At 64.5% G+C, this 26,337-nt stretch carries 24 protein-coding genes and 1 tRNA gene; 12 read left to right on the plus strand and 13 right to left on the minus strand.

What is annotated here, in order from left to right:
- Positions 1 to 35: 35 nt before the first annotated feature.
- The 5 genes from BRPE64_RS04155 to BRPE64_RS04175 form a co-directional block, all read right to left on the minus strand.
- Positions 36 to 392, minus strand: a complete 357-nt coding sequence (locus BRPE64_RS04155; protein ID WP_051180297.1) for a DUF1488 family protein — start codon at positions 390 to 392, stop codon at positions 36 to 38.
- Positions 389 to 952: a DUF4142 domain-containing protein gene (locus BRPE64_RS04160; RefSeq protein ID WP_044041234.1), complete on the minus strand. Its 564-nt coding sequence runs from the start codon at positions 950 to 952 to the stop codon at positions 389 to 391. Before BRPE64_RS04160 ends, BRPE64_RS04155 begins: the two co-directional genes overlap by 4 nt.
- A 44-nt stretch (positions 953 to 996) precedes the next feature.
- Positions 997 to 1,548, minus strand: coding sequence for a type 1 glutamine amidotransferase domain-containing protein (locus tag BRPE64_RS04165; protein WP_044041235.1), 552 nt, complete (start codon positions 1,546 to 1,548; stop codon positions 997 to 999).
- Between the two features lie 149 nt (positions 1,549 to 1,697).
- Entirely contained in the window at positions 1,698 to 3,065 is a 1,368-nt protein-coding gene (locus tag BRPE64_RS04170; protein WP_016344767.1) for an MFS transporter, read from the minus strand.
- Between the two features lie 109 nt (positions 3,066 to 3,174).
- Entirely contained in the window at positions 3,175 to 3,678 is a 504-nt protein-coding gene (locus BRPE64_RS04175; RefSeq protein WP_044041236.1) for a YbhB/YbcL family Raf kinase inhibitor-like protein, read from the minus strand.
- 285 nt (positions 3,679 to 3,963) lie between these two features.
- Here BRPE64_RS04175 and BRPE64_RS04180 point away from each other — a divergent pair, with 285 nt between their 5' ends.
- On the plus strand, positions 3,964 to 5,475 hold the full coding sequence (locus tag BRPE64_RS04180) for a sensor domain-containing diguanylate cyclase (RefSeq protein WP_044041939.1): 1,512 nt from the start codon (positions 3,964 to 3,966) through the stop codon (positions 5,473 to 5,475).
- Here BRPE64_RS04180 and BRPE64_RS04185 read toward each other — a convergent pair.
- Positions 5,472 to 5,873 (minus strand): hypothetical protein, encoded by a 402-nt coding sequence (locus tag BRPE64_RS04185; protein ID WP_016344770.1) that lies wholly within the window; start codon positions 5,871 to 5,873, stop codon positions 5,472 to 5,474. The genes BRPE64_RS04180 and BRPE64_RS04185 overlap by 4 nt on opposite strands.
- A 107-nt stretch (positions 5,874 to 5,980) precedes the next feature.
- Between BRPE64_RS04185 and BRPE64_RS04190 the strand changes: the two genes are divergently transcribed.
- Positions 5,981 to 6,682: a TetR family transcriptional regulator gene (locus tag BRPE64_RS04190; RefSeq protein ID WP_016344771.1), complete on the plus strand. Its 702-nt coding sequence runs from the start codon at positions 5,981 to 5,983 to the stop codon at positions 6,680 to 6,682.
- Between the two features lie 85 nt (positions 6,683 to 6,767).
- Here the strand turns inward: BRPE64_RS04190 and BRPE64_RS04195 are convergent, their stop codons facing one another.
- Positions 6,768 to 7,625, minus strand: a complete 858-nt coding sequence (locus BRPE64_RS04195) for a shikimate dehydrogenase (protein ID WP_016344772.1) — start codon at positions 7,623 to 7,625, stop codon at positions 6,768 to 6,770.
- 503 nt (positions 7,626 to 8,128) lie between these two features.
- On the opposite strand from BRPE64_RS04195, the gene BRPE64_RS04200 reads away from it, so the two are divergent.
- Together BRPE64_RS04200 and BRPE64_RS33150 are read left to right on the plus strand one after the other, a co-directional pair.
- Positions 8,129 to 10,024: a bifunctional sugar phosphate isomerase/epimerase/4-hydroxyphenylpyruvate dioxygenase family protein gene (locus BRPE64_RS04200; protein ID WP_044041941.1), complete on the plus strand. Its 1,896-nt coding sequence runs from the start codon at positions 8,129 to 8,131 to the stop codon at positions 10,022 to 10,024.
- 60 nt (positions 10,025 to 10,084) lie between these two features.
- A complete protein-coding gene (locus BRPE64_RS33150; RefSeq protein WP_160167917.1) occupies positions 10,085 to 10,249 on the plus strand; it encodes a hypothetical protein in 165 nt (54 codons plus the stop codon).
- Between the two features lie 28 nt (positions 10,250 to 10,277).
- On the opposite strand, the gene BRPE64_RS04205 is transcribed toward BRPE64_RS33150, so the two are convergent.
- The gene (locus BRPE64_RS04205) at positions 10,278 to 10,592 is read right to left on the minus strand and encodes a hypothetical protein (RefSeq protein WP_016344775.1); all 315 of its coding nucleotides are present in this window, start codon (positions 10,590 to 10,592) and stop codon (positions 10,278 to 10,280) included.
- Positions 10,593 to 10,764: 172 nt separating this feature from the next.
- Here BRPE64_RS04205 and BRPE64_RS04210 point away from each other — a divergent pair.
- The 3 genes from BRPE64_RS04210 (at position 10,765) to BRPE64_RS04220 (ending at position 12,516) form a co-directional block, all read left to right on the plus strand.
- Positions 10,765 to 10,839 (plus strand) — tRNA-Arg (locus tag BRPE64_RS04210).
- Positions 10,840 to 10,963: 124 nt separating this feature from the next.
- Entirely contained in the window at positions 10,964 to 11,764 is an 801-nt protein-coding gene (locus BRPE64_RS04215) for a bestrophin-like domain (protein ID WP_016344776.1), read from the plus strand.
- Entirely contained in the window at positions 11,764 to 12,516 is a 753-nt protein-coding gene (locus BRPE64_RS04220) for a class I SAM-dependent methyltransferase (protein WP_016344777.1), read from the plus strand. The genes BRPE64_RS04215 and BRPE64_RS04220 overlap by 1 nt, the downstream gene beginning before the upstream one ends.
- 25 nt (positions 12,517 to 12,541) lie before the next feature.
- Here BRPE64_RS04220 and BRPE64_RS04225 read toward each other — a convergent pair whose 3' ends face one another.
- Positions 12,542 to 12,724 (minus strand): rubredoxin, encoded by a 183-nt coding sequence (locus BRPE64_RS04225; RefSeq protein ID WP_016344778.1) that lies wholly within the window; start codon positions 12,722 to 12,724, stop codon positions 12,542 to 12,544.
- A 241-nt stretch (positions 12,725 to 12,965) separates the two neighbouring features.
- Here BRPE64_RS04225 and BRPE64_RS04230 point away from each other — a divergent pair, with 241 nt between their 5' ends.
- The 5 genes from BRPE64_RS04230 (at position 12,966) to BRPE64_RS04250 (ending at position 20,712) form a co-directional block, all read left to right on the plus strand.
- Complete coding sequence (locus BRPE64_RS04230; RefSeq protein ID WP_044041943.1) at positions 12,966 to 13,376, plus strand: DUF4399 domain-containing protein; 411 nt, start codon at positions 12,966 to 12,968, stop codon at positions 13,374 to 13,376.
- 161 nt (positions 13,377 to 13,537) lie between these two features.
- Entirely contained in the window at positions 13,538 to 15,472 is a 1,935-nt protein-coding gene (locus BRPE64_RS04235; RefSeq protein ID WP_016344780.1) for an ATP-binding cassette domain-containing protein, read from the plus strand.
- A gap of 255 nt (positions 15,473 to 15,727) precedes the next feature.
- The gene (locus BRPE64_RS04240) at positions 15,728 to 17,707 is read left to right on the plus strand and encodes a DNA topoisomerase IV subunit B (protein WP_044041944.1); all 1,980 of its coding nucleotides are present in this window, start codon (positions 15,728 to 15,730) and stop codon (positions 17,705 to 17,707) included.
- Positions 17,708 to 17,745: 38 nt separating this feature from the next.
- Positions 17,746 to 20,064 carry a DNA topoisomerase IV subunit A gene (parC, locus tag BRPE64_RS04245; RefSeq protein WP_016344782.1) on the plus strand — a complete coding sequence of 773 codons (2,319 nt, stop codon included), beginning with the start codon at positions 17,746 to 17,748 and terminating at the stop codon, positions 20,062 to 20,064.
- A gap of 189 nt (positions 20,065 to 20,253) precedes the next feature.
- Positions 20,254 to 20,712, plus strand: coding sequence for a CopD family protein (locus BRPE64_RS04250; protein WP_016344783.1), 459 nt, complete (start codon positions 20,254 to 20,256; stop codon positions 20,710 to 20,712).
- On the opposite strand, the gene BRPE64_RS04255 is transcribed toward BRPE64_RS04250, so the two are convergent.
- The 4 genes from BRPE64_RS04255 to BRPE64_RS04275 all read right to left on the minus strand — a co-directional run bounded on the left by BRPE64_RS04255 (position 20,713) and on the right by BRPE64_RS04275 (position 26,294).
- Positions 20,713 to 23,142 carry a bifunctional diguanylate cyclase/phosphodiesterase gene (locus BRPE64_RS04255; RefSeq protein ID WP_016344784.1) on the minus strand — a complete coding sequence of 810 codons (2,430 nt, stop codon included), beginning with the start codon at positions 23,140 to 23,142 and terminating at the stop codon, positions 20,713 to 20,715.
- Positions 23,143 to 23,592: 450 nt separating this feature from the next.
- Complete coding sequence (locus BRPE64_RS04265; RefSeq protein WP_016344786.1) at positions 23,593 to 24,483, minus strand: PhzF family phenazine biosynthesis protein; 891 nt, start codon at positions 24,481 to 24,483, stop codon at positions 23,593 to 23,595.
- Between the two features lie 88 nt (positions 24,484 to 24,571).
- Positions 24,572 to 25,033, minus strand: a complete 462-nt coding sequence (locus BRPE64_RS04270; protein ID WP_016344787.1) for a RidA family protein — start codon at positions 25,031 to 25,033, stop codon at positions 24,572 to 24,574.
- 64 nt (positions 25,034 to 25,097) lie between these two features.
- Positions 25,098 to 26,294: an aminotransferase-like domain-containing protein gene (locus BRPE64_RS04275; protein WP_016344788.1), complete on the minus strand. Its 1,197-nt coding sequence runs from the start codon at positions 26,292 to 26,294 to the stop codon at positions 25,098 to 25,100.
- Positions 26,295 to 26,337 lie beyond the last annotated feature (43 nt).

Raw genomic sequence — 26,337 nt, forward strand, 5'->3', positions numbered from 1 at the left:
GTGTCATCAGGAAACGCGCTTGTCGTTCCTCGGCTTCACTCCGGTTCGAGTCCGGCGACGCGAAACAAACCGCTTCTCAGCACGACCGGCTTGCCGCCGTTTTCGTCGAGCGCTTCGGCGCACACGGCGCGAATGCGCGCGATGCCGCCGGCGAAGGCATCGAGCAAATCTTCCTCGCGCGGCGATGGCGCGCCGAAGTGGTCTTCGAGCGCCTCGGCGCTGATCGAGCACACGACCGGCTCGCCATCGACGAGTGCCGCGAAGTGAATCGCGAGATCGTCGCCGTCGTAAGTCGGGGCTTCTTCTGCAAACGTGATGTGCATGGTCGAGTCCTCATAAGCGGGACGAAAACGAAAAGAGGCGACGCGCCCGGCGACGTTCGCGGTACTCATGACGCGGCCTTTGCGCGGGCAAGTTGCTGGGCCATCGCATAGTGATGGCTGATGACCGGCAGCGCCTTGGTCGCGGCCGCCTTGAGCGCCGTGTCATTGCCGCTTTCGCTTTCCTTCTTGAAGAGCGCCACGGCCTTCTGATGGCCGTCGACCGCCACCTTTTCAATATAGGCCTTGTCGAACTCCGCGCCCTGGAGATTTTCCAGACTGCCGATCACGGCCGAATCTGCCGTGGGTGCCGCCGTGATGCCGTGGCGTTTCGCGATTACGTCGAGATTGCGGGCGAGTTTCGTATGGTCCGCGACCATGCGCTGCGCAAACTCCTTCACCTGTCGGCCGCTTGCATGCGTGAGCGCGAGTTTGCTCGCCGCGATTTCGGTCGCGCCCGCCTGGCCCGCGTCCTGGAGGAATTGCTGATCGGCGGCGGACAGCTTCTGCGCATTTGCCGCGCTCGGCGTTGCGCTGGCGCTTTCCTGTGCGTGAGCGTGGGCAAACGGTAGCAGCGCGGCGAGCACGAAGGCACCCGCACGCAGGTTCGATGGGAAGGTTCGCGAGGGCATCGGCGTCGGCTCCGGTTGCGGTCGTGCGGATCGTGTGAAAGCGCTCACGCCGCACGCGTCTTGGAAAGGGCCTCGATCAATGCACGATTGAACGCGGGCAGATCGTCGGGCTTGCGGCTCGTGATGAGATTGCCGTCGATCTGCACTTCCTGATCGACCCAGGTGCCGCCGGCGTTGCGCACGTCGTCCTGCAGGCTCGGCCAGCTCGTCATCGTGCGGCCCGCGACGATACCCGCCGAAATCGGCAGCCAGCCGCCATGGCAGATCACGGCGATCGGCTTCTGCGCCTTGTCCGCTTCCTTGACAAAGCGTTGTGCTTTCGCATCGAGCCGGATCGCATCGCCATTAACGACGCCGCCGGGAAGCACGAGCGCGTCGTAATCCGCGGCGCTGGCGGCGTCGAAAGTCACGTCGACATCGACCTTATCGCCCTTGTCGACGTGCTTGAACCCCTGAATCTGGCCCGCTTGCTGCGACACGACATCGACCTGCGCGCCGGCTTCTTTCAGCGCGCGCTGCGGCTCGACGAGTTCAGCCTGTTCGAAGCCATCCAGCGCGAGAATCGCGACCTTGCAGCCGCTTAAGGAAACAGCCATGAACACACTCCTTGTTGCTGATTTCGAACGTTCCGCATTGGCGGAATCCATGTTCGAGAGTTCAGCAAGGGGTGTGCCCAGCGCGTGATTCGAGGATGAAGGCTCGGGCAGCCCTCAGGCAGCCCTCAGGCAGCCCTCAGGCAGCCCGCTCAGGCAGGCTCGACGCTGCGCTTCCCCGTCAGACGCAACATGCTGACGACGGCGGCCACCGCCGCGAATACCGCCGCGACTGCGATCGCGATCGTCGCGCCTTCCTTGGGCGCGATGCCGAAGATCAGCGCAACGATCGCGGCGCCCAGCGTCTGTCCGGTGAGGCGCGCGGTGCCGAGCATGCCGCTTGCGCCGCCGCTGCGATGACGCGGTGCGGAAGACAGCATCTGACGATTGTTCGGCGACTGGAACAGGCCGAAACCGAGCCCGCACACGGCCATACGCCACGCGATGTCGAATGCGCCCGGATGCGCGCCGACGGTCGCGAGCAGCACGAGCCCGATCGTCAGAATCGCAAGCCCGATGCCGCCGAGCAGACCGGCCGAATAGCGGTCCGCGAGCACGCCCGAGAGCGGCGCCACGAACACGATGACGAGCGGCCACGGCGTCATCAGAAAGCCGGTTTCAACCTGGCTCATGCCGAAGCTGTCCTGCAGCAGAAACGGCAGCGACACGAACGCGAGCATCTGCGCGCAGAACGAGCACACCGAAGTGCCGACCGAGAGCGCAAACACGGGAATGCGCATCAGGTCGATCGGCAGGAGCGGCGCACTCTGTGTGAGCTGGCGCTTGACGAAGAAATAGCCGATCACCACGGTGGCCGCGAACTCGGCAATGAGCCACGGCCGATGCTCGCCGTGCCCGATGCCGTCCACCGCCACGATCGCGATGCCGAAGAACAGCGCGTTCATGATCGCGCTGATGTAGTCGTAGGGCTGACGGTGTCCCGGCGTGCGCGGCAGCGACGTCCAGCCGATCGCGAAGGCGGCGAGACCGATCGGCACGTTGATCGCGAAGAGCCACGGCCACGGCGCGATGGCGAGCACACCGGAGGCGATCGTCGGGCCGATCACGGACGAAATGGCGACGACCGTCGCGTTGATGGAGACGCCGCGTCCGAGTTGATCGTGCGGATAGATGATGCGCACGAGCGCCGTGTTGACGCTCATGATTCCGGCCGCGCCGAAGCCCTGCACGACGCGCGCGACGGTGAGCGCGACGAGCGAGCCGGACAGCGCACACGCAAACGACGACACCGTGAAGAGCGCGAGCCCGGCCATGTACACGCGCCGGTAGCCGATGCGGTCGCCGAGCGAGGCGAGCGGCAGCAGCGAAATGGTGATCGCCAGTTGATACGCGTTGACGATCCAGATGGAATCGGCCGGTGAGGCGTCGAGATTGCGCGCGATGGTCGGCAGCGCGACGTTGGCGATAGCGCCGTCGAGCACCGCGAGCGTGATGCCGAGCGCGACGACGGCAATGGCCCAGTATCGCTGGGGCAGCGGCAAACCTTGTTCGGAATCCATCGATGGGCGGGAAGTGGCAGCGGCGCATTGTAGGCCGCGCCGATTTCAAATTGCTTGTGAGCGGCGCGGGGTTGGACGGCGTGCCGGGCGCCGCGCCGTCCAATCGCGTTTATTTCAGTTCGTACAGGCCGGTGTAAGTGGCCGAATCGATTTCGTTCAGATGCGTCATGAAGCGCGCCACCGCGTTGGTGGTGTTCACATCGAGCGGCAGGCTTTCCGCGGAAAGCGCGTGAATGCGGAAGATATAGCGATGCGGCTTGTCGCCACGCGGCGGCGCGGCGCCGCCGAACCCGACGGTGCCGTAGTCGTTGCGAAGCTGCAGCGCGCCTTGCGGCAGAAGACTGCCGTCGGCCTTGCCGGCGTTGCGCGGCAGCGAGCGCGCGTCAGGCGGAATATTGACCACGATCCAGTGCCAGAAGCCGCTGCCCGTGGGCGCGTCGGGATCGTAGACGGTCAGCGCCAGACTGCGCGTGTCGGCGGGCGGGGCGTCCCATTGCAGCGCCGGGGAGATGTTCTCGCCCGAGACGCCGAAGGCTTGCTGGTCGAATTCCTGCGCGCGCGTCATAAAGCCGTTCGCTGGAAATTCGTCGGACCAGATACGGAAATCAGCCATGAGAGTCGTGCCTCCTTGTTGCAGTGAATATGAATGCGGGCCGTGGCGGCTCGTGCGCGCGGCGGCCGGCTTGTGAATCGGGTGCAGCAAACGTGCCCGAGCGGCGTCCGACACGGCAGGTATATGCGTCGTCGAGTTTAGCATCTGCCCCCGATAGATCGAGCGCGCAACCCGCGCCTGAGCATTTCCATCGAACGGCGATTCGGCCCCTCAAATATGTCGCGCTACAATAATGAGATGAATCCAGGGGTGAACCGTGAGCCGGCGCGAGCCGAAAGGATGACCATGCCAAACGACCCGCGCCGCGCCGCCGGGCAATTCACGCCGGCGGGCCTTCCGGCGGACGATGCCGACATGTTCGACCTCGCGCCCGTATCGCTGTGGCTTGAAGATTTCAGCGCCGTTCGCGAGCAGTTCGAACGCTGGCGCGCGGCGGGCGTCACCGATCTGCGCGCGTTTCTCGCCGAGAATCCGGCGCGCGTGGCCGAATGCTCGACGCGCATTCGCGTCGTGAAGGTCAATCGGCGCACGCTGTCGCTGTTCAACGCGAAGGACGTCGATCATCTCGTGCAGAACCTGGATCGCGTGTTTCGCGACGACATGCTCACGACTCACGTCGACGAACTCGAACAGCTCTGGTCCGGCAAGCCGAGTTTCGTGAGCCAGACGGTCAACTACACGCTCGACGGCAAGCGCCTCGACGTGCTGCTCAAGGCGGTCATCCTGCCGGGGCATGAAGACACGTGGAGCCGCGTGCTCGTCACGATCGAGGACATCACCGAACTCGAAGCGGTGCGGCGCACGGCCGCCGCGAGCGAACTTTACGCGCGCGGGCTGTTCGAGCATTCGCCGGTGTCGCTGTGGGTCGAGGACTTCAGTTCGGTCAAGGCGCTGCTCGACGACGTGCGCGAGCGCGGCATCGTCGACTTTCGCACGTTCACGAACGTGCATCCGGAATTTGTCGAACGCTGCATGCAGGAGATTCACGTGCTCGACGTGAATCAGCACACCCTGCGCATGTTCGCGGCGCCCGACAAGGCGATGCTGCTCTCGCGCCTGCCCGACATTTTCCGCGACGACATGCAGCAGCACTTTCAGGAACAGTTGATCGACCTGTGGGAAGGCAAGCTGTTTCATCAGCGCGAGGTGCTCAACTATTCGCTCGAAGGCAGCGAGGTGCACGTGCATCTGCAGTTCTCGGTGTTTCCGGGACACGAGGCGCGCTGGGATCTCGTGCTCGTCGCGCTGACGGACATCACCGCGCGCAAGAAGGCCGAGGCGTATCTGGAGTTCCTCGGCAAGCATGATGTGCTCACGAAGCTCAAGAACCGCTCGTTCTATATCGACGAAATCAACCGCCTCGAACGCAAGGGCCCGTTCCCGGTGACGGCGATCGCGGTCGACGTGAACGGTCTGAAAGCGGTGAACGATCAGCTCGGCCACGCCGCCGGCGATGCGCTTTTGCGGCGCGCGGGCGAAGTGCTTGGCAAGGCGGTGGAAAAGCCGTTTCAGGTGGCGCGTATCGGTGGCGATGAGTTCATGGTGATGTTGCCCGGCACCGACGAGCGCGGCGGCGAAACGGTCATGGACAGCATTCGCCAGTTGCTCGAAGTGAACAACCAGTTCTACTCGGGCATGCCGCTATCTTTCGCGATGGGCGCGGCCACCGCGCACGACGGCGAACGGCTCGAAGCGATGCTCCAACGCGCCGATGCCGTGATGTACGCCGAAAAGCGCGCGCATTACGAGGAAAGCCAGCGCGAGGGCCAGCGTGAAGGCCAGCGCAAGGACGGCTAGTTCTGCGGCGCCGTGACTTCGTCGATGCCGCGATCGAGCGCCGGACACGCCTCGCTGATCTGCTTCTTGTACTCCGCGGGATTGCTCGTTTTGAGCTTCTCGAAGCGATCGACGCTCGGCTGCGCCTGAGCCAGTCCGAGCTTCCATTCGCCGTCGAAATCGGGTGCATCGGGGAAATTGGCGCGGACCGCGTCCTTGAAGCGCGCGATCTTCGCGGCATCGAGATGACATACGTCTGCGGCGCCGCGCGCGATGTTGGCGCTCGTCATCACGCCTTCCGCGGCCATGCCTTGTTTCGTGGGCGGATGACCCGGCGGCAGCGCGGTTTGCGCCGCGGTGCTCAGGCACCATGCGAGCAGAACGGCGAAAACGGGCAGGTTCGAACGCGTTGTGCGCATGGTTTCGTATTGTTATGCGGGGAGAAAAAATTATAGGCGAACGCGCGTGAATTGAATGCCTGACGCGGGAAAGTTGGGTATTTGGCGCGTGCTAGAATCGATTTTCAATGCCGTTCTCAGACAGAAAAATGAAAAAAGGAAGCAAGGCCGCTAGTACTGCGCCCTCGTCGACCACAACGGAAGGGCGGCGCAAGTACGATCCGGAGGAGACCAAGCGGAACATTCTCGACATCGCCACGCAGGAGTTCTCGGCGATGGGACTCGCAGGCGCACGCGTCGATGCCATCGCGGAGCGCACCAACACCACCAAGCGCATGCTGTACTACTACTTCGGCAGCAAGGAAGGGTTGTACGAGGCGGTGCTGGAACAGGTCTACAGCGACATTCGCGCGCTCGAGCAGGAACTGCAACTCGCCGAAATGGAGCCGGAAGAAGCGCTGCGCGAATTCGTCGGCTTCACGTTCGATTATCACGACAAGCACCGCGATTTCGTGCGCCTCGTGACCATCGAAAACATTCACGCGGCAAAGTACATCGAGCTCTCTAAGACCTTCAAGTCGCGCAATTCGACGGTCGTGAAGACCATCGAGGATCTCATCGCGCGCGGCGTGGCGGCGGGCAAGTTTCGCGAAGACGTCGATCCCATCGACCTGCATCTGATGATCAGCTCGTTCTGCTTTCATCGCGTGGCGAACCGGCACACATGGGGCGCGGCGTTCGGGCGCGATCCGTCGGGTCCGCGCTTGCGGGCGCGGCATCGCGAGATGATCGTCGATGCCGTGTTGCGGTTCATGCGGCGCGAAGGCTGAACGGCGCGCGAGCGACAACGCACCGGGCAAACGACAAAACGGCGGCGCTCTTTCGAGGCCGCCGTTTTGTATTGCGCTCGCCGTATCAGCGTTCGAGCAGCGTTTGGAAATGCGCGAACATGCGCTCGGCATCCGGCTCGCGGCCGGTGAAGATGCGCAATGCGTCGACGGCCTGACACACGGCCATGCCGCCGCCGCTGACGGTGCGGCAGCCGATCGCCTTCGCCGCTTTCAGCAGCGCCGTTTCGAGCGGGAAATAAACGATTTCCGCGACCCACAGTTCAGGGTGCAGATACTCCGCCGGGAGCGGCAGACCGGGCAGCTTCGCCATGCCGGTCGGCGTGGCGTGGATCAGGCCGCTCGCCGCCTGCAAGGTCGCGCGCAAATCGCCGCCGCTTTTCACGACGCGATCCGGAAAGCGCGCCGCGAGTTCGGCGGCAAGCGACGCCGCGCGGGCATCGTCGGAATCGAATAGCGTGAGTTCGCGCGCGCCCATCGTGAGGGCCGCATGCGCGACGGCCGCGCCCGCGCCGCCCGCGCCGAGCTGCACGACGCGCGCAAGCGGCGCGCCCGGCAGACCGCGCTCGAACGCGCGCGCGAAGCCCGACCAGTCCGTGTTGTAGCCGATACGCCGGCCGTCCTTCAGCACCACCGTATTGACCGCGCCGAGCGCGCGCGCGTCGGGATCGAGCTCGTCGAGCAGCGGAATCACGCTTTGTTTGCACGGATAGGTGATATTCAGGCCGTCGTAGCCCATGCGCTCGGCCGCGACGAGCAGATCGGGCAGGGCCGCGGGTTCGAGTTGCAGCGCCTGCAGGTCAATGCGGCGATACACGTAATTGAGCCCGAGAACGCGGCCCTCCTGTTCGTGCATGGCGGGCGTCAGCGACCCGCCGATACCCGAGCCGATCAGGCCGATGAGATACGAAGTCTTGTTGGTCATGCGAGCGCTCCGGCGAGGATTAGGGTCTGTTCATATACAAAACGCGCATGTGAACGTCCGAAATCGGCTAGGTGCAAAGAGCGCGTCGGGGCCGTTTGGCCACTCCGAACAAGCGATGCGTGACGCCGCAATGCGGCCGATTTCGGACGTTCCCAAAGGTAAGTTCACAGTCAGGGGTTGCCCCGTAAAGGGCCGCTCGCGGCGTCATGCTCCTTGCGAGCGGCCCTTTGCGTGGCAACGCATGCGCGTTTTGTATGTGAACAGACCCTGACACCGCGATGCCGCAGTGCGATATTGAGTACGTCGCAGTGTGACCGTGCGCGCGAGCCTTGTCGGTTCGTGTTTTCACTAATTTGTACGGTCTAGTTAGTTTGTTATTATCTCGCAGAATGAGATGGATTGCGTGTGTTCTCCATCCGTCCCCGGCGCGGACGTCCTACACTGACAGCAACCGCACCCGATCCATCCGCATCTGCAATCAGGAGGCAGCGATGCTGCGTTCAATCCGGACATCCATCGCGACGGTATCCATCAGCGGCACGCTTCCCGAGAAGCTGCAGGCCATCAAGGCGGCCGGTTTCGATGGCGTGGAGATCTTCGAGAACGACTTGCTGTACTTCGACGGCACGCCCGGCGACGTGCGCCGCATGTGCGCGGATCTCGGCCTCGAGATCTATCTGTTCCAGCCATTCCGCGATTTCGAAGGCGTGAGCGCCGAGCGGCTCGCGAAGAACGTCGAGCGGGCGAAGCGCAAGTTCGAGCTGATGCACGAACTCGGCACGGACCGCATCCTCGCGTGCAGCAACGTGTCGCCGGACACGATCCGCGACGATGCCCTGATCGCCGATCAACTCGGCGTGCTCGCGAAGACCGCGAAGGAGGCGGGCGTGATCGTCGCGTACGAGGCGCTCGCGTGGGGCCGCTACGTGAACTCGTACAAGCACGCATGGAAGCTCGTCGATGCGGTGAATCATCCGAGCCTGGGACTTGCGCTCGATACCTTCCATACGCTGTCGATCCGCGATTCCGTCGATGAAATCGCGTCGATTCCGGGCGAGCGCATCGCGTTCGTGCAGATCGCCGATGCGCCCGTGCTCGCAATGGACGTGCTCGAATGGAGCCGTCACTATCGCTGCTTTCCGGGGCAGGGCGCGTTCGATGTCGCCGGCTTCACGGCGCGCGTGCTCGAAGCGGGCTACAAGGGCCCGCTGTCGCTGGAAATTTTCAACGACGGTTTCCGCGCCGCGCCGACCGCGATCACCGCCGCCGACGGCTATCGCTCGCTGCGGTTTCTGGAGGAGCAGACGCGCGAACGGATGGGAGACAAGGCGCCGCCGGAGCTGTTCAATCCGCCCGCGCCGCCGGAGCATATCGGCTTCCAGTTCCTCGAATTCGCCGTCGACGACGCCACGCGCGAACACGTCGCGCAATGGCTCGGCAGGCTCGGTTTTCGGCTCGCGGGCAAACATCGCTCGAAAGATGTGCGGCTGTACCGGCACGGCGCGGGCTCGATCGTGCTCAACGCCGAAGCCGATTCGTTCGCGAGCGCGTTCTTCCAGCAGCATGGTTTGTCGCTGTGCGCGTCGGCGTTTCATGTCGATGACGCGAAGCTCGCCTTCGAGCGCGCCGCCGCTTACGGGTCGAAGCCGTTTTCGGGCAGCGTCGGCCCGAACGAGCGCGTGGTGCCGGGCGTGCAGTCGCCTGATGGCAGCCTCGACTATTTCGTCGATGAAGCGCCCGGCGGCCCGACGCTGTGGGAGTCCGACTTCGTTCTGACCGATATCGACGGCCCTTACGAAGTCGGGCCGCTCGCGCGCATCGATCACGTGTGTCTGTCGCTGCCCGCCGATGCGCTCGATACGTGGGTGCTGTTCTTCCGCAGCGCATTCGGCTTCGAGACCGAGGCCGCCGTGCTCGTGCCGGACCCGTACGGACTCGTGCGCAGCCGTGCCGTGCGCAGCCGCGACGGCTCGGTGCGCATCGCGCTGAACGCGTCGGTGGATCGCTACACGGCGGTGTCGGAGTCGCTCTCGATGTATCGCGGCTCGGGGCTGAACCACGTCGCGTTCAGCACGCCGGATATCTTCGATGCGATTCCGCGCCTGGAGACCGACGGCGTCAAGTTCCTGCGCATTCCGGGCAATTACTACGACGATCTCGTCGCGCGATTCGGCCTGCCCGACGAGCAGATCGACCAGATGCGCGAGCACAACATCCTCTACGATCGCGACGAGCGCGGCGGCGAGTTTTTCCATGCGTACACGGAACAGCTCGATCAGCGCTTCTTCCTCGAAGTGATCGAGCGGCGCGGCGGTTACGACGGCTACGGCGCGGCGAACGCGGCGGTGCGGCTCGCGGCGCACGCGCAACAGCAGCAGCGGGCGCGCCGGGCGAAGTGAAGTCGCGCGGGGCGTGACCTATGATTGAAGCGTGGCGGCATCGTGAAACGGGAGGGCGCCATGTTCGACATCTCGAGTATGCTCGTCGGCCTGGCGGGGCTGGCGGCCATCGGCATCGTGCTGCTCGCGCACGACTGGCGCGACGAACATCGCGCGCGCATGGCGGCACGCGAGCGCGCGCATCGGCATCCGTTGCGCGAATGGTGGCTGCGGCATCGTCATTGAAGCGCGTGGTTTAAGCGAAGCACGTGGTTCAAGCGCCCTGCGTCTTCGGCACCGGGACGCGCTCGCGTTCCTCTTTGAGTTCGTCGTCCCGCTTGCGCGCGGTGGCTTCGAACGCGTCGATATGCAGATACAGCCGGTGCACGGTCTGAATCTGCGTATGCGAAAGATGCGACCGGCGCGTGATGGATGCGAGCCGCTCGCGCCAGTACGAGGGCGGCAGCAACGGACCGCCGAGATCGCACGACAATGAACGACGCAGCACCAGTTCGAGGTGCGTCAAGTCTTGGTCTGCCAGCAACGCCGAAAACGCGCCCTGCGGCTTGGTATCGGGGAAATGGTCCATTACTCCGATGGCGGCACGCTTTTGCAAAACTTGATAGGTGAAAACCCGGAATCGTCAGTTTTTTGGACGCATCGGGCAAGCGGGTTTTTCTTCTCGACGAATCCCGATGCCGCGAGGCGCGTTTGCTATACTCTGCGCTCGTTTCGCCGACGCATCGGCGAGCCGCGGTCCGCTCCCCGTAGTTCAATGGATAGAACGAGTGCCTCCTAAGCGCTAGATGCAGGTTCGATTCCTGCCGGGGGGACCACGATCCCCGCGCCGCAGTCCGCGGCCTTTTTTCTCTTCGCCCCCTCCCGTCCCGCATTGAACCGTAAGCGGTTTCCCGCCGATAATGCGACCACTCCGGTCACGCCATCACGGCTCGCGCGCTCATGACGGAAATCGAATCCGCAGTGGTCGTTTTCATTCTCCTGCTGGCCAGTACCGGCATCGGCGCGATCGTCCGGCCGCTCTTGCCCGAGGAACACAAGGCGCGGGAAACGGTGCAACTGGTCCAGTTGCTCGTCGGCATGCTCGTGACTTTCGCGGCGCTCGTGCTCGGTCTTCTGACCGCATCGGCAAAAACCATCTTCGACACCACCAATAACGACGTGCGCAGCTACGCGACGTCGATCATCGAACTCGACCGCGCCATGCGCGACTACGGCGCCGATACCGCGCAGCCGCGCGCGCTGTTGCGCTCGTACACCGCTGCGGCGATCGCGAGCACGTGGCCGAACGAACCGCGTCCGCCCGGCGACTACTATCCGGCGATCGAGCCGTCGAAAAAGGGCGACGATCTCGCGAGCAGCGCACTCGGCGCGCTCCTGAGCCGCGCGCAGCAAGACGTGCGCATGCTCGCACCGACCGACGCCTATCATCGACAACTCGCGACCGAGGCCGCCGCGCGCTTCGAGCAACTGATCGCGCTGCGCTGGAAGCTGATCGAAGAAGCGCACGGTTCCATCTCTTATCCGTTCGACCGGATTCTCGTCGGCTGGCTGCTCATCATTTTTCTGTGCTTCGGGCTGATCGCGCCGCGCAATGCGCTCTCGCTCGTGACGATCATGCTCGGCGCGCTTTCAATCGCCTCCGCCGTGCTGGTGATCCTCGATCTCGATACGCCGTTTACCGGCCCGATCATGATCGGCAGCCAGCCGATGCGCGATGCCCTCTACTATCAAAGCCGCTGATGTCCTATCACGATCCGCGCCTGGTCGCGCTCTACGACACGCTCAATCCATTCGCCGCCGACACGGCGTTCTATCTCGCGCTGACCGATGGGGCCGGGCATGTCGTCGATCTCGGCTGCGGCACGGGTTTGCTCGCATGCGAACTGGCGCAACGGGGACAGCGCGTGACGGGCATCGATCCGTCGCCGGAGATGCTGCGCATTGCGCGGGCGCGTCCGGCGGGCGACAAGGTGACGTGGATCGAAGGCGATGCGGGCGCGCTGCCGTTCGTCGGCGCGGCGGACTGGCTCCTGATGACGGGCCACGTCGCGCAAGTATTTCTCGACGACGAAGCGCTCCTCTCGACGCTCGTGGCCGCGCGCCGCGCCGTGCGCCCGGGCGGGCGGATCGCGTTCGAGAGCCGCAATCCGGCGGCGCGGGCGTGGGACGCCTGGACGCCGGAACAGTCGATGAAACGCATCGAAGCGCCGGACGGGTGCGTGGTCGAAGTGTGGCAGGAACGGCACGCGCAGCCCGACCCGGCGACAACGGGGCGCGTCGCGTTCACGACGCACTATCGCTTCATGCCGAAGCCCGGCGCGCGCGCCGTCGAAGAGACGCTGTCGGCCACGAGCGAACTGCGCTTTCGCACGCTCGACGAACTGACGCGTCTGCTGAACCGCGCGGGATTCGCGCAAATCGACTGGTATGGAGACTGGGGCCGCGCACCCGTGGATGAAACGAGCCGCGAACTGATCGCGGTGGCGCAGTGAGCGCCGCAAAAGTGCGCCGGCCGGATCAGAATTCGACGACGACGAAATCCGCCTTGCCCACGTCGCACAGCGGACAGCGCCAGTCATCGGGGATCTCGCCGAAACGGGTGCCGGCTGCGATGCCGTCTTCCGGCAGGCCGTCTTCCTCGTTGTAGATCCAGCCGCAAATCAGGCAGACCCAGCTTTTGTATTCGATCACTTCGCTCACGACAGACTCTTGATTCGAAAAGGATAAACGGATTGCGTGCGCGCGCTGGACACGCGCGGCGCGGCGACCCGGCATCTTACAGGAACGGGCGAAAACGGACCGGAATGACCCGGCAAGCGACGCATCGCACGAGCCGCAGGATGGTCCCGATACGTGTATCAGAACGCCCGGTGTATGCTTTTTCGAGTTTCCGGCGCTGATTTTCGCGCCATCGACCGGTTTCCCTCACATGGAGAAGACGATGCTGAAAAAAACACTCTTGGGTGCGACGCTGTCGGGTGCGGTCCTGCTTTCCTACGGCGGCGCGGCGCATGCGCAGGCGCGCGTCTATTTCGTCCAGCCGAAGGACGGCGCGACCGTGACGAGCCCCGTCCACGTGAAATTCGGCGTCGACGGCATGTCGATCGCACCGGCCGGCACGATGACCGACGGCACGGGGCATCATCATCTTCTGATCGACGGCAAGGCGCTCCCGAAGGGTACGGTGATTCCGGCCAACGACACGTCGCTGCACTTCGGCAAGGGCCAGACCGAAGCCGATGTGCCGCTGCCGCCCGGCGATCACACGCTGACGATGCAGTTCGGCGACGGTGCGCATCGTTCGTATGGCCCGGAAATGAGCCAGACGATCAAGGTGCACGTGAAGCAGTGATGTGAAGCAGTGCCGCCGCGCGTGCGTCATGTGTCATGCGTCATGTGCGCGGCGGCCTATGCCATCCGGCCGATGCACGGTACCGCGCCCTCGACCGGTAGAATGGCAGCTTCCGTAGGTGTCACGTCAGTGCCACCGGTCGCCATTCATCCGGTTCTCCCATGTCGCTCTATTCCATTTCGGACGCGCAGCTCGCGTTCGGCCACGTCGCATTGCTCGACCACGCCGATTTCTCGCTCGAAGCGGGTGAACGCGTCGGACTGATCGGCCGCAACGGCGCGGGCAAGTCGTCGCTGCTGAAGATCGTCGCGGGTCTCGCCGCGCCCGACGACGGCCTCGTCACGCGTCAGGCCGAACTCACGACCGTGTACGTGCCGCAGGAGCCCGAGTTCGATCTCGACGCTTCCGTGTTCGATGTCGTCGCCTCCGGTCTCACCGAAGCGCGCGCGCTGCTCGACGAGTACGACGCCGTCGCGCACGCGCTCGCGGACACGCCCGAGGGCGCGCAGCACGACGAATTGCTCGCGCGCATGAACGCGCTGCAATCTTCGCTCGACATGCACGACGCCTGGAACTGGCGCACGCGCGTCGCAACCACGCTCGCGCAGATCGGCCTCGACGGCGACGCGCGCACGGGCGCCCTGTCCGGCGGCATGAAAAAGCGCGTTGCGCTGGCGCGCGCGCTCGTTGTTCAGCCGGACGTGCTGTTGCTCGACGAACCGACCAACCATCTCGATTTCGAAGGCATTCGCTGGCTGGAAGACCTGCTCGTCACGTTGCGAACCGGCCTGCTGTTCATCACGCACGATCGCGCGTTTCTGGATCGCGTGGCGACACGCATCGTCGAACTGGATCGCGGGCGGTTGCTGTCGTATCCCGGCAATTTCAGCGCCTATCAGACGCGCAAGGCGCAGCAGCTCGAAGTCGAACAGGTTGAACAAGCCAAGTTCGACAAGCTGCTCGCGCAGGAAGAAGTGTGGATTCGCAAAGGCGTCGAGGCGCGGCGCACGCGCAGCGTCGGGCGCATTGCGCGGCTCGTCGAAATGCGCAACGAACGCGCCGAGCGCCGCAACGTGCAGGGCAACGTCAAGCTCGACGTCGGGCAGGGCGAGAAGTCCGGCAAGATCGTCGCCGAACTGACCGATGTCACCAAGCGCTTCGGCGAACGCACGATCGTCGACCGCTTTACGGCCACGGTCATGCGCGGCGACAAGATCGGTCTCGTCGGCCCGAACGGCGCGGGCAAGACCACGCTCCTGAAACTCATTCTCGGCGAACTGCAGCCCGACGAAGGCCGCGTGCGCACCGGCACCAACATCCAGGCCGCGTATTTCGATCAGATGCGCGCGCAGCTCGATCTCGACAAGTCGCTCGCCGACACCATCAGTCCCGGCAGCGAGTGGGTCGAAGTCAACGGCGTGAAGAAGCACGTGATGAGTTATCTCGGCGACTTCCTGTTCGCGCCCGAACGTGCGCGCTCGCCCGTGCAGTCGCTGTCGGGCGGCGAGCGCAACCGGCTGCTGCTCGCGCGTCTGTTCGCGCGCCCGGCGAACGTGCTCGTGCTGGACGAACCGACCAACGATCTCGACATTCCCACGCTCGAACTGCTCGAAGAACTGCTTGCGGATTACGACGGCACCGTGTTGCTCGTGAGCCACGACCGCGCGTTTCTCGATAACGTCGTGACCTCGGTGTTCGCGGCGGAGGGCGGCGGCAAGTGGCGCGAGTATGTCGGCGGCTTCTCCGACTGGCAGATTCAGCGCGAACGTTCGGAGCGCATCGCGGAAGAAGCGGTGCGTCAGAGCGCGAAGGAAGCCCCGAAGGACGATCTCCCCAAGGACAGCGCGGCCGGCCGCAACGCACAGCGCACCGTCAAGCTCTCGTTCAAGGAGCAGCGCGAACTGGAGGCGCTGCCGGCGCGCATCGCCGAACTGGAAGAAGAGCAGAAGACCATCGGCGCGCAACTCGAAGACGGCTCGATCTTCGCGAAGGACGCCAAGGAAGGCGCGCGGCTTTCGGAGCGTCACGCGGCGATCGAAGAGGAATTGCTCGTCGCGCTGGAGCGTTGGGAAGAACTGGAAGCGAAGCGCAAATAAGCGCCCGAGGTGGGCGCGGCGCGCGAAAACCGCTATTCTCTCAGCGCGGCCGAGGGCGGCGGTCGAGGCGAACGCCTTGCCCGACGCGCCTTCGGCCACGCACATCAAGCAGAATTCAGGCATTCGACGGCGCTCGGGTGTTACGCCGTAGCATTTTTCCGCGAGACGCACCCGACGCCGGATCAACGTTCAACTATGTCCACGAAAAAATCCAGCGCATTGGCCACAGGCACGCAACGACGCACGCGCACGGTCATGAACGCCAAGGCCGCCGGCTACAGCGAAGCGTCGATCAAGGTGCTGAAGGGCCTCGAGCCCGTCAAGCAGCGGCCCGGCATGTACACGCGCACGGAGAATCCGCTGCACATCATCCAGGAAGTCATCGACAACGCTTCGGACGAAGCGCTCGGCGGCTTCGGCAAGCAGATCGTCGTGACGCTGCATACGGATAACTCCGTGTCCGTCGAGGACGACGGGCGCGGCATTCCTTTCGGCATGCATCCGGAAGAAGGCGTGCCGGTCGTCGAGATCGTGTTCACGCGGCTGCACGCGGGCGGCAAGTTCGACAAGGCCGCCGGCGGCGCCTATACGTTTTCGGGCGGGCTGCACGGCGTCGGCGTTTCGGTGACGAACGCGCTTGCCACGCGCCTCGAAGTGACCGTCTGGCGCGACAACAAGATCGCGCAACTCGCATTCGCAAACGGCGATGTCGTCGAACAACTCACGACGCGCGCGGGCGAACGCGGCGCCAAGAAAAGCGGCACGCGCGTGCGTGCGTGGCCGAATCCGAAGTACTTCGATTCCGCCAATCTGCCGCTCGGCGAATTGCAGCGCCTGCTGCGCTCGAAAGCCGTGCTGCTGCCGGGCGTCGAAGTGGCACTCGTCATCGAGAAAACTGGCGAGCGTCAGACCTGGAAATACGAAGACGGTCTGCGCGGCTATTTGCTCGAAGGCATGGGCGGCAGCGACCTGCTGATTCCGCTTTTCGAGGGCGAACGCTACGCGGAAAGCTCGCGCAATACCGAGGAAACCTTCGCGGAAGGCGAGGGCGCGTCGTGGGTCGTCGCGTGGAGCGAGGAAGGGCCGCTCTTGCGCGAATCGTATGTGAACCTCATCCCGACGCCCGCGGGCGGCACGCACGAATCCGGCTTGCGCGACGGCCTGTTTCAGGCGGTCAAGAATTTCGTCGAGATACACAACTTGCAGCCGAAGGGCGTGAAACTGCTCGCGGAAGACGTGTTCGCGCGCGTGTCCTTCGTGCTTTCGGCGAAGGTGCTCGATCCGCAGTTCCAGGGGCAGATCAAGGAGCGTCTCAACAGCCGCGACGCGGTGAAGCTCGTATCGTCGTTCACGCGGCCGGCGCTGGAGCTGTGGCTGAATCAGCACGTCGAATACGGAAAGAAGCTCGCTGAACTCGTGATCCGTCAGGCGCAGGCGCGCACGCGCGCCGGCCAGAAAGTCGAGAAGAAGAAGAGTTCGGGCGTGGCCGTGCTGCCGGGCAAGCTGACCGATTGCGAATCCACTGACATTGCCCGCAACGAACTGTTTCTCGTTGAGGGCGACTCGGCGGGCGGCTCCGCGAAAATGGGCCGCGACAAGGAATTCCAGGCCATCCTGCCGTTGCGCGGCAAGGTGCTGAACACGTGGGAAACCGAGCGCGACCGGCTCTTTGCGAACAACGAAGTGCACGACATCGCGGTGGCGATCGGCGTCGATCCGCATAGCCCCGACGATCAGATCGATCTCTCGAATCTGCGCTACGGCAAGATCTGCATTTTGTCGGACGCGGATGTCGACGGCGCGCACATTCAGGTTCTGCTGCTCACGCTCTTCTTCAAGCATTTTCCGCAACTGATCGAGCGCGGCCACGTGTGCGTCGCGCGTCCGCCGCTGTTTCGCGTCGATGCGCCCGCGCGCGGCAAAAAGCCCGCGCAAAAGCTCTACGCGCTCGACGAAGGCGAGCTCGAAGCGATCCTCGACAAATTGCGCAAGGACGGCGTGCGCGAAACGGCCTGGACCATCAGCCGCTTCAAGGGCCTGGGCGAAATGAGCGCGGAACAGCTCTGGGACACGACGATGAACCCCGACACGCGCCGCCTGCTGCCTATCGGTCTCGGCGATCTCGGTTTCGATCTCACCGTCTCGCGCATGACGATGCTCATGGGCAAGGGCGAAGCCGCATCGCGCCGCAGCTGGCTCGAAGAGAAGGGCAACGAAGTCGAAGCGGACATCTGAGCTCGACTTAAGCAACGCACAACGGATATCGACATTCGATGGGAATCACAGACGATCTCTTCGCCGAGCAGACCGCACCTGACGGCGAACAACTGACGCTCGGCGATTACGCCGAACGCGCTTATCTCGACTACGCGGTGAGCGTGGTCAAGGGCCGCGCGCTGCCCGATGTCTGCGACGGGCAGAAGCCCGTGCAGCGCCGCATTCTTTACGCGATGAGCGAGATGGGTCTCGCCAGCAACGCGAAGCCGGTGAAGTCGGCGCGCGTGGTGGGCGACGTGCTCGGCAAATATCACCCGCACGGCGATCAATCCGCGTACGACGCGCTCGTGCGTCTCGCGCAGGACTTTTCGATGCGCTATCCGCTCATCGACGGTCAGGGCAACTTCGGCTCGCGCGATGGCGACGGCGCCGCGGCCATGCGTTACACGGAGGCGCGCCTCACACCGATCGCGCGCCTGCTGCTCGATGAAATCGATCAGGGCACGGTCGATTTCATGCCGAACTACGACGGCTCGTTCGAAGAGCCGAAGCTACTGCCCGCGCGCCTGCCGTTCCTGTTGCTGAACGGCGCATCGGGTATTGCGGTGGGGCTTGCGACCGAGATTCCGTCGCACAATCTGCGCGAAGTCGCGCATGCGGCCGTCGCGATGATCCGCGATCCGAAGATCGGTCACGCGGGCCTGATGGAAAAGCTGCCCGGACCGGACTTCCCGGGCGGTGGCCAGATCATCTCGTCGCAGGCGGAAATTTCGGCGGCGTACGAGACGGGACGCGGCAGCCTGAAAGTGCGCGCGCGCTGGAAGATCGAAGATCTCGCGCGCGGGCAATGGCAACTCGTCATCACCGAATTGCCGCCGAGCACGTCGGGCCAGAAGGTGCTGGAGGAGATCGAGGAACTCACCAACCCGAAGATCAAGCTCGGCAAGAAGACGCTCACGCCCGAGCAGATCCAGACCAAGCAATCGATGCTCGCGCTGCTCGACGCCGTGCGCGACGAATCCGGCCGGGATTCGCCGGTACGTCTCGTGTTCGAGCCGAAGTCGAGCCGCATCGACCAGACCGAGTTCGTCAATTCGCTGCTCGCGCATACGAGCCTCGAATCGAACGCGGCGATCAATCTCGTGATGATCGGCGCGGATGGACGTCCGCGTCAGAAAGGCATCGTCGATATCCTGCACGAGTGGATCGGCTTTCGCTTCGTCACGGTGACGCGGCGCACGCAGCATCGTCTCGGCAAGGTCAACGACCGCATCCATATTCTCGAAGGGCGGATGATCGTCTTTCTGAATATCGATGAAGTCATCCGCATCATTCGCGAAGCCGACGACCCGAAACAGGCGCTGATCGCGCGATTCAATCTCTCCGACCGGCAGGCGGAAGACATCCTCGAAATCCGGCTGCGCCAACTCGCGCGCCTGGAAGCGATCAAGATCGAGCAGGAGCTGTCCGACCTGCGCGACGAGAAGACCAAACTCGAAGAGCTGCTCAACAGCGACGCCGCGATGAAGCGCGTGCTCATCAAGGAAATCGAAGGGGACGCGAAGCAGTTCGGCGACGATCGCCGCACGCTCATCCAGCAGGAGAAGCGCGCGACGTTCGAGGCGCGGGTTGTGGATGAGCCGGTGACGGTCGTCGTGTCGCAGAAGGGCTGGGTGCGCGCGTTGAAGGGCCACGGGCTCGACCCGGCCAGCTTCACGTTCAAACAGGGCGACGGGCTCTATGCCGCGTTCCTGGCGCGCACGCCGGATTCACTGATCGCGTGGGGCAGCAAGGGGCGCGTGTATTCGGTGCCGGTGGCGGCGTTGCCGGGCGGGCGCGGCGACGGCGTGCCGGTGACATCGCTCATCGAACTCGAATCGGGCACGCATCTGCTGCATTACTTCGCGGCGAATGCAGAGCAGCAGTTGCTGCTGGCGTCGAGCAACGGCTTCGGCTTCATCGCGAAGCTGGGCGATCTGGTGAGCCGCCAGAAGGCGGGCAAGGCGTTCATGACCATCGACGAAGGCGCCGTGCCGCTCGCGCCGATGCCCGTGGTGCCGGGCGCCACGTATGTCGCGTGTCTGTCGAGCGCGGGGCGTCTGCTTGTCTTCGGCATGGACGAGATGAAGACGCTGTCGGGCGGCGGCCGCGGCGTCATCCTGATGGGCCTCGATCCGAAGGAAACCTTGCGGCAGGCGCTCGCCATCGATGCGCGCGGCGTCGTGATGATCGGCACCGGGCGCGGCGGCAAGGTGCGCGACGAAAAGCTCTCGGGCTCGCAGTTGCAATTGCATCTGGGCAAGCGGTCCAGGAAGGGCCGCGCGCCGGATTCGTCGTTGAAGGTGACGGATTTGCGGCCGGTTTTCTCGGAGTGAGCCTCAACCGGCCGTGACGCGCTGCCGATATTACGGTAGCGCGTAGACGAAACGAGCGGGAAGAACGCCTCGTCGCGAACATGCGGCGAGGCGTTTGTTTTTGCGCTCGTCGCAAGCGGTCGGAACTGATGGGCAATGCTTCAGTCGAACGCGCAACCTTTTAGTCAACGAAGTCAGCCCGGGAACACAATGAACAAAGCCATCGAAGCGGCGCTCTTTCTGCATTTGCTCGGCGTAGCCGTATGGATCGGCGGGATGGTCTTTGCGCATTTCTGCCTGCGCCCGGCACTCGGCGATCTCGCGCCGCAATTGCGTCTGCCGCTGTGGGAGTCGGTCTTTGCGCGGTTCTTCAACTGGGTCGCGGCGTCGGTGCTCGTAATTCTGCTCACCGGCGGCTTTCTGCTGATGCAGTTCGGCGGCGGTCACGCGGCCTGGCCGCTGCATGCAATGGCCGGTCTCGGCATCGTGATGATGCTGATCTTCGGGCATATCCGCTTCGGGGTGTTTCCGCGCATTCGCCGCGCGGTGCAGGCGCAGAACTGGCCCGACGGCGCGCGCGCAGTGGGCACGGTGCGCCGGCTCGTGGTGATCAATCTGGTGCTCGGTGTCGTGACGATCGGCACGGCGGTGTTGTCGCGCGGATTCTGATCAGCCGCCGCGTTCGTCGCTGAGCGCGGTACTCGACTCCCGCCCCGCGTCCTTGTGCGTGCGCGGCAGTTGTCCGCGCGGCCAGCCGCATACGCCGAAGCGATCGAGCAGCGTCTGCACGCCGTCCGCCGGAACGGGACGCGAAAACAGGAAGCCTTGCGCTTCCACCGGCCCGAGCGCCGCAAGCCACGCGATCTGCTCCTCGCGCTCGGTGCCTTCCACGACGACCGTCAGCCCCAGCGAGCGCGCCAGATTGACGATCGCCGACACCATCACGCAGACGCTCCGATCTTCCGGAATGGCCTGGATGAACGAGCGATCGACCTTCAGCGTATCGACCGAGAAGCGGTTCAGATACGACAGCGACGAATAGCCCGTGCCGAAATCGTCCAGCGCGATGCGCACGCCCAGCCGCTTCAACGCGACGATCTTCTCCTGCACCAGTTCCGGATATTCGACCATCACGGTTTCGGTGATTTCGAGTTCGAGCTTGTCGGACGGAATGCCGCTCGCTTCGATCGCCCGTGCGACCGTCTCCAGCAAATCGCCGCGCCAGAACTGCACGGCCGAGATGTTCACGGCGAGCGACAAGCCCGTGTAACCGTCGCGCTGCCATTGCGCGAGCTGCATGCAAGCGGTGTGAATGACGAAATCGCCGACGGCCACGATGAGCCCCGTCGACTCCGCCACCGGAATGAACTCGTTGGCCGGAATGAGCCCGTGCTGCGGATGATTCCAGCGCACGAGCGCCTCGAAACCGGTGATGCAGCGGCGCGTCAGGTCGATCTTCGGCTGATAGACGAGGAACAGTTGTTCCTCCGTCAGCGCGACGCGCAGTTGCTGCTCCCACTTCATCAAATGATCCGCGCGATGCGACAACTGCGGCGAATAGAACTGATAGCAGTTGCGGCCCGCGTCCTTCGCGCTGTACATCGCGAGATCGGCCTTCTTGAGCAGATCGATCTCGCTTTCGTTCGACACCGAAAACAGCGCGATGCCGATGCTCGCATGCAGCACGAACGCGCTGCCGCGCACGTCGAAGGGCGTGGCGAACATCGTGGCGATATCGTCGGCGAGCGTGACGGCGCGTTGCTCGACATCGTCGCCCTTGACGACGACCACGAACTCGTCGCCGCCGATGCGCGACAGCGTGCCGCTGTGGCCGACGGTTTCCGCGAGCCGCGAGGCCGTCATCTGCAGCACGATGTCGCCCGCGTTGTGGCCGAGCGTGTCGTTGACGGTCTTGAAATTGTCGAGGTCGATGAACAGCAGCGCGAGTCTCCCGATGTTCTCCGGCTGCGCCACGTCCTGCCGCAACGCGCGCAGCGTGGAATAGCGGTTGCGCAAGCCCGTGAGCAGATCGTATTCGACGAGATGCGTCATCTCGCGCTCGCGTCCGAGCAGCTTGCCGATGAGGCCCGTGGCGACCGCGAAGAAGCCGAGCATCGCGAGCGAGATGAAGCTCGCCATCAGCAGATAGACGTTGCGCGTGTGGTTGTAGTCGGTCATCTCCTCGCGCTCGGAGAGGCCGACGAGCACGCCGAGCGGATAACCGTCGATATGCCGGTAGGAGACGATGCGCTTCACGTGATCGATCGGATCGACATAGATGCCCGACGCGTGCTCGGACGTCGGATAGATGCCGCTCGCGCTGAATTCTCCGTGCACGCGATCGGGCGCGCCGTTGCGCGTGCCGCCTCGCGCAACGCCGTTGGCCGCGCCATTTTCGGACAGTCCGCCGCCGGTGCTGCGCGCGAGCACCGAGCCGTTATCCGACACGACGGCGATCACGCCCTCGCGGCCAATCGACGCGACGTTATAGAAGTCGCTCGTGAAATACACCGGGTCTTCGGACACCACCACGACGCCTGCGAACGAGCCGTCCGCGTGATTGAGCCGGCGCGTGATCTGCAAGGTCCACAGGCCCGACACGCGCCCGCGAACCGGACGGCTGATGTAGAGGAGATCGTCGTTGGAATGTGCGTGCACTTTGAAGTGCTCGCGGTCGGAGAGATCGATCGGTTTCGGATGCGGATCCGACGTATTGGCGACGAGCGTGCCGTATTCGTCGATCAGCGACACCTGCACGAGCGTGTCGCTCTGCACGACGCCTTTCTCGACGGTCGCGATCAGGTCGAAATTGTCCGGCGATTTCTCGTACTCGTATTTGACGAAGCGCGTGATCTGGTCGACCTGATGGATCGCCTTGATGGTGTGCTGTTCGAGCGCCGAGGACAGAATGGCGGCGGATGCCATGGACTCGTGCGTGGTCGCCTCGCGTTCCACCGACAGCCGCGCGAAGATCACCGCCCACAGCAGCACCAGCACGAACGAACCGAGCACCGGAATGGCCAGCAGCGCGCGCCGGCGCCGCACGGTTGGCGCGCCAAACAGTGTGCCGCTGACGCCGTGCGGGCGCATGCGCTTCATGGCGCGTCCTGCAATGCGCAATCGCGTAGCGCCGGGCGTGCTGCGAACTGCGCGAGGTGAGTGAAGCGATGCATGTTCTGAGGCGTTCCGCCGAAACAAGTGACTATACCGCGCGCGGCGCACAGTGGTTGACCGCCGAACAGGCCGTACGGACCGGGTTCCGCGGCGCGGTCTGCATCGACGCGCGCCTCGACGGCCGTTCGGCGAGCCGTGTCGTACGAGCAGCACAGTGGCCCGCCGTGCATGCAGGCGCGGGCGTTCGATTGATTAGGCTGCATACGTTTGCGCCGCGGCGCAGGCGGCTCGTTCGCACGATCGAGCGCCGCCGTTGTGAACCACGGCATATTTCTGTTCCCCGATTGTTCAGATATTAGCGAAGGCTCGGGGTTTAAGAAAGGGGCGGAACTTGGGGGTATACGCGCGGGCCTCGGCCGCGCGCAGGTCATTGTTTCAGATGCGGAAAGTGCCGTCGATCACAGTTACCGAATGGCCTCCGATCCACACCGGCGCGCCGTCCGCGAGATCGTCGTAGGCGATGCTCACGCGGCCGTCGCGACCGAGCGCAGTCCCTTGCCGCACGGTGTATGACGCACCCGGGCGCCGGCCTTGCGCGCTCAGCAAAGTCGCGAGCGCGGCGTTCGCGCTGCCCGTAACCGGATCTTCCATATTCTCAGCGCCCAGCAGGATCACGCGCAGCTCGAAGGTCGCAGGGCCGCCCGGCGCGTGCGGCCCGTACACGGCGATGCCATGCATGCCCGTTTCCGCGACCAGCGTTGCAATCGATGCGCGCGCCTCGCCTCGCAGCGACATCGCGAGACATTGCGACGCGTCCTGCACGCGCACGACAAGCCACGGCGCGCCGTTGTTCACGGCCGCAGGCGGTGCGCTGAAATCGATTACGGCGGGTGCGAGCGATGCGGCAAGACGCGCGTTCTGCGCATCGGTCAGCGGCACGATGGTCGCGGGCGGGGCGGCGAACGCCCACTCGCCATCGGCGCGCTCGGCAAGCGACACGAGCCCGACGCCGCATTCCTGCACGAGCCGGCCGGGCGTCTTCGGCGTGTAGCCGCTGTCGATCAGCGCGTGCGCGCTGCCGAGCGTCGGATGGCCCGCGAACGGCAATTCGACTGCCGTCGTAAAGATGCGCACGCGATAGTCGGCGCGCGGATCGGTCGGCGGCGACAGAAACGCCGTCTCGGAGAGATTGGTCCAGCGCGCGATTTCCTGCATGCGCGCGCTCGACAGACCTTCGGCGTCGAAGATCACGGCGAGCGGATTGCCCTTGAACGGAACCGACGTGAAGACGTCGACCTGCTTGAACTGGACAGTGCGTGAAGACATGAAATGAGGTCTGTTTTTTTGAGGCATAAAAAAACCCGGCGCGGGCGCGTCGGGTTTCGTGTGCGGGCGAAAGACGCGCTTGCGTAAATTAAGCGACTTCCGCGATCAGCTCGATTTCGACGCACGCGCCAAGCGGAATCTGCGCGACGCCGAACGCCGAACGCGCATGCTTGCCGGCATCGCCGAAGACTTCCGCGATGAGTTCCGACGCGCCGTTGGTTACGATGTGCTGCTCGGTGAAATCGAACGTCGAGTTCACGAGGCTCATCACCTTGACGATGCGCGTCACGCGGTTCAGATCGCCGACGTGCGCATGCAGCGTCGCGATCAGGTCGATCGCCACGTTGCGCGCGGCGGCCTTGCCTTCTTCGGTCGTGAGGCTGTCGCCGAGCTTGCCGGTGTGAACCTTGCCGTCCTTCTTCGCGATATGCCCCGACAGATACACGGTGTTGCCGCTCTGCGCGCTCATCACGTAGGCGGCGGCGGGCGCGCCGGCGACCGGCAGCTCGATGCCGAGTGCCTTCAGCTTGTCGTACACATTGGATGCCATCGGTTGCTCCTCATGACTGAATGGGATGAAGGGGCGCCCGAGTTCGGGCGGGCGCCCCGAAGAATCAGATGCTCGCGCGAATCAGCGCGCCGAGCTTGCTCACGCCTTCCTCGATCTTCGCCGGCGGAACCGTCACGAAGGACAGGCGCAGCGTGTTGTGCTCGGCGTCGTTGGCGTAGAACGGACCGCCCGGCACGAAGGCCACATTCTGCGCGATGGATTGTTCGAGCAGCTTCATCGTATTGACGTGCTTCGGCAGCGTCAGCCACACGAACATGCCGCCTTCCGGCCGGTTCCATTCGACGCCGGCGGGCATGTGGCGGTCCAGCGCGTCGAGCATCGCCTGACACTGATCGCGATAGAGCGCGCGGATGGTCGGCACGTGCTGATCGAGGAAGCCGTCCTTGACGACTTCGTACACGATGCGCTGCGTGAGGCTCGGCGTGTGCAGATCGGTTGCCTGCTTGGCCTGCACGAGCTTGAAGTGCAGTTCCTCGGGCGCGATGATGTAGCCCACGCGCAGGCCCGGCGCCAGCACCTTCGAGAACGAGCCGAGATGCACGATGTGATCGGGCGCCATGGAGAGCATCGTCGGCAGCGGGGCGCCTGCGTAGTCGAGCGCGCCGTAGGGATCGTCCTCGATCACAGGAAACGACGCCTTCTGCGCGAACGCGGCAAGCGCCTGGCGGCGCGCGAGCGGCAGGCGGCGGCCGGTCGGATTCTGGAAGTTCGGCTGTGCGTACAGCAGACGCGCGTTTGCGATGAGCGCGCCGTCGAGCCGCTCGGGAATCAGGCCGGATTCGTCGGTCGGGACCTGCACGTAGTGCGGCTCGAAGAGTGAGAACGACTGGAGCGCGCCGAGGTAAGTCGGCGTTTCGACGAGCACGCGGCTGCCCGGATCGACGAGCGTCTTGCCGAGCAGATCGAGCGCCTGCTGCGAGCCGGTCGTGATGAGCACCTGCGTCGGACGGATCTGCGCGCCGTTCACCGAATAGCGCGCCGCGACCCATTCGCGCAGCGGCAGATAGCCTTCGGTCGCGCTGTACTGAAGCGCCGCGGCGGGCTGGTCGCGCAGGATGCGCTCCGAGGCATGGCGCATTTCCTCGACGGGAAACGTCGCGGGCGAGGGCAGACCGCCCGCGAAGGAAATGACCTCGGGCCGCTCCGTGACCTTCAGGATTTCGCGAATCGCCGAACTGGTGAGCTTGCGTGCGCGTTCGGAGAGTTGCCACGGCGTGGCGCGGAGATCGGCTTGATTCATGAAATGCCTCGGTTGTCTCTGGGGTTATGTCTCGCGCGGCGCG

Source organism: Caballeronia insecticola (assembly GCF_000402035.1).
Lineage (GTDB): Bacteria > Pseudomonadota > Gammaproteobacteria > Burkholderiales > Burkholderiaceae > Caballeronia > Caballeronia insecticola.

What these genes read in the sequence shown, in the direction of transcription:
- BRPE64_RS04160 (WP_044041234.1), bottom strand. Translation starts at nt 952, where the DNA reads ATGCCCTCGCGAACCTTCCCATCGAACCTGCGTGCGGGTGCCTTCGTG.
- BRPE64_RS04185 (WP_016344770.1), bottom strand. Translation starts at nt 5,873, where the DNA reads ATGCGCACAACGCGTTCGAACCTGCCCGTTTTCGCCGTTCTGCTCGCA.
- BRPE64_RS04155 (WP_051180297.1), bottom strand. Translation starts at nt 392, where the DNA reads ATGAGTACCGCGAACGTCGCCGGGCGCGTCGCCTCTTTTCGTTTTCGT.
- BRPE64_RS04180 (WP_044041939.1), top strand. Translation starts at nt 3,964, where the DNA reads ATGCCAAACGACCCGCGCCGCGCCGCCGGGCAATTCACGCCGGCGGGC.
- BRPE64_RS04255 (WP_016344784.1), bottom strand. Translation starts at nt 23,142, where the DNA reads ATGAAGCGCATGCGCCCGCACGGCGTCAGCGGCACACTGTTTGGCGCG.
- BRPE64_RS04175 (WP_044041236.1), bottom strand. Translation starts at nt 3,678, where the DNA reads ATGGCTGATTTCCGTATCTGGTCCGACGAATTTCCAGCGAACGGCTTT.
- parC (WP_016344782.1), top strand. Translation starts at nt 17,746, where the DNA reads ATGGGAATCACAGACGATCTCTTCGCCGAGCAGACCGCACCTGACGGC.
- BRPE64_RS04165 (WP_044041235.1), bottom strand. Translation starts at nt 1,548, where the DNA reads ATGGCTGTTTCCTTAAGCGGCTGCAAGGTCGCGATTCTCGCGCTGGAT.
- BRPE64_RS04240 (WP_044041944.1), top strand. Translation starts at nt 15,728, where the DNA reads ATGAACGCCAAGGCCGCCGGCTACAGCGAAGCGTCGATCAAGGTGCTG.
- BRPE64_RS04190 (WP_016344771.1), top strand. Translation starts at nt 5,981, where the DNA reads ATGCCGTTCTCAGACAGAAAAATGAAAAAAGGAAGCAAGGCCGCTAGT.
- BRPE64_RS33150 (WP_160167917.1), top strand. Translation starts at nt 10,085, where the DNA reads ATGTTCGACATCTCGAGTATGCTCGTCGGCCTGGCGGGGCTGGCGGCC.
- BRPE64_RS04195 (WP_016344772.1), bottom strand. Translation starts at nt 7,625, where the DNA reads ATGACCAACAAGACTTCGTATCTCATCGGCCTGATCGGCTCGGGTATC.
- BRPE64_RS04220 (WP_016344777.1), top strand. Translation starts at nt 11,764, where the DNA reads ATGTCCTATCACGATCCGCGCCTGGTCGCGCTCTACGACACGCTCAAT.
- BRPE64_RS04250 (WP_016344783.1), top strand. Translation starts at nt 20,254, where the DNA reads ATGAACAAAGCCATCGAAGCGGCGCTCTTTCTGCATTTGCTCGGCGTA.
- BRPE64_RS04230 (WP_044041943.1), top strand. Translation starts at nt 12,966, where the DNA reads ATGCTGAAAAAAACACTCTTGGGTGCGACGCTGTCGGGTGCGGTCCTG.
- BRPE64_RS04235 (WP_016344780.1), top strand. Translation starts at nt 13,538, where the DNA reads ATGTCGCTCTATTCCATTTCGGACGCGCAGCTCGCGTTCGGCCACGTC.
- BRPE64_RS04265 (WP_016344786.1), bottom strand. Translation starts at nt 24,483, where the DNA reads ATGTCTTCACGCACTGTCCAGTTCAAGCAGGTCGACGTCTTCACGTCG.
- BRPE64_RS04205 (WP_016344775.1), bottom strand. Translation starts at nt 10,592, where the DNA reads ATGGACCATTTCCCCGATACCAAGCCGCAGGGCGCGTTTTCGGCGTTG.
- BRPE64_RS04215 (WP_016344776.1), top strand. Translation starts at nt 10,964, where the DNA reads ATGACGGAAATCGAATCCGCAGTGGTCGTTTTCATTCTCCTGCTGGCC.
- BRPE64_RS04170 (WP_016344767.1), bottom strand. Translation starts at nt 3,065, where the DNA reads ATGGATTCCGAACAAGGTTTGCCGCTGCCCCAGCGATACTGGGCCATT.
- BRPE64_RS04275 (WP_016344788.1), bottom strand. Translation starts at nt 26,294, where the DNA reads ATGAATCAAGCCGATCTCCGCGCCACGCCGTGGCAACTCTCCGAACGC.
- BRPE64_RS04270 (WP_016344787.1), bottom strand. Translation starts at nt 25,033, where the DNA reads ATGGCATCCAATGTGTACGACAAGCTGAAGGCACTCGGCATCGAGCTG.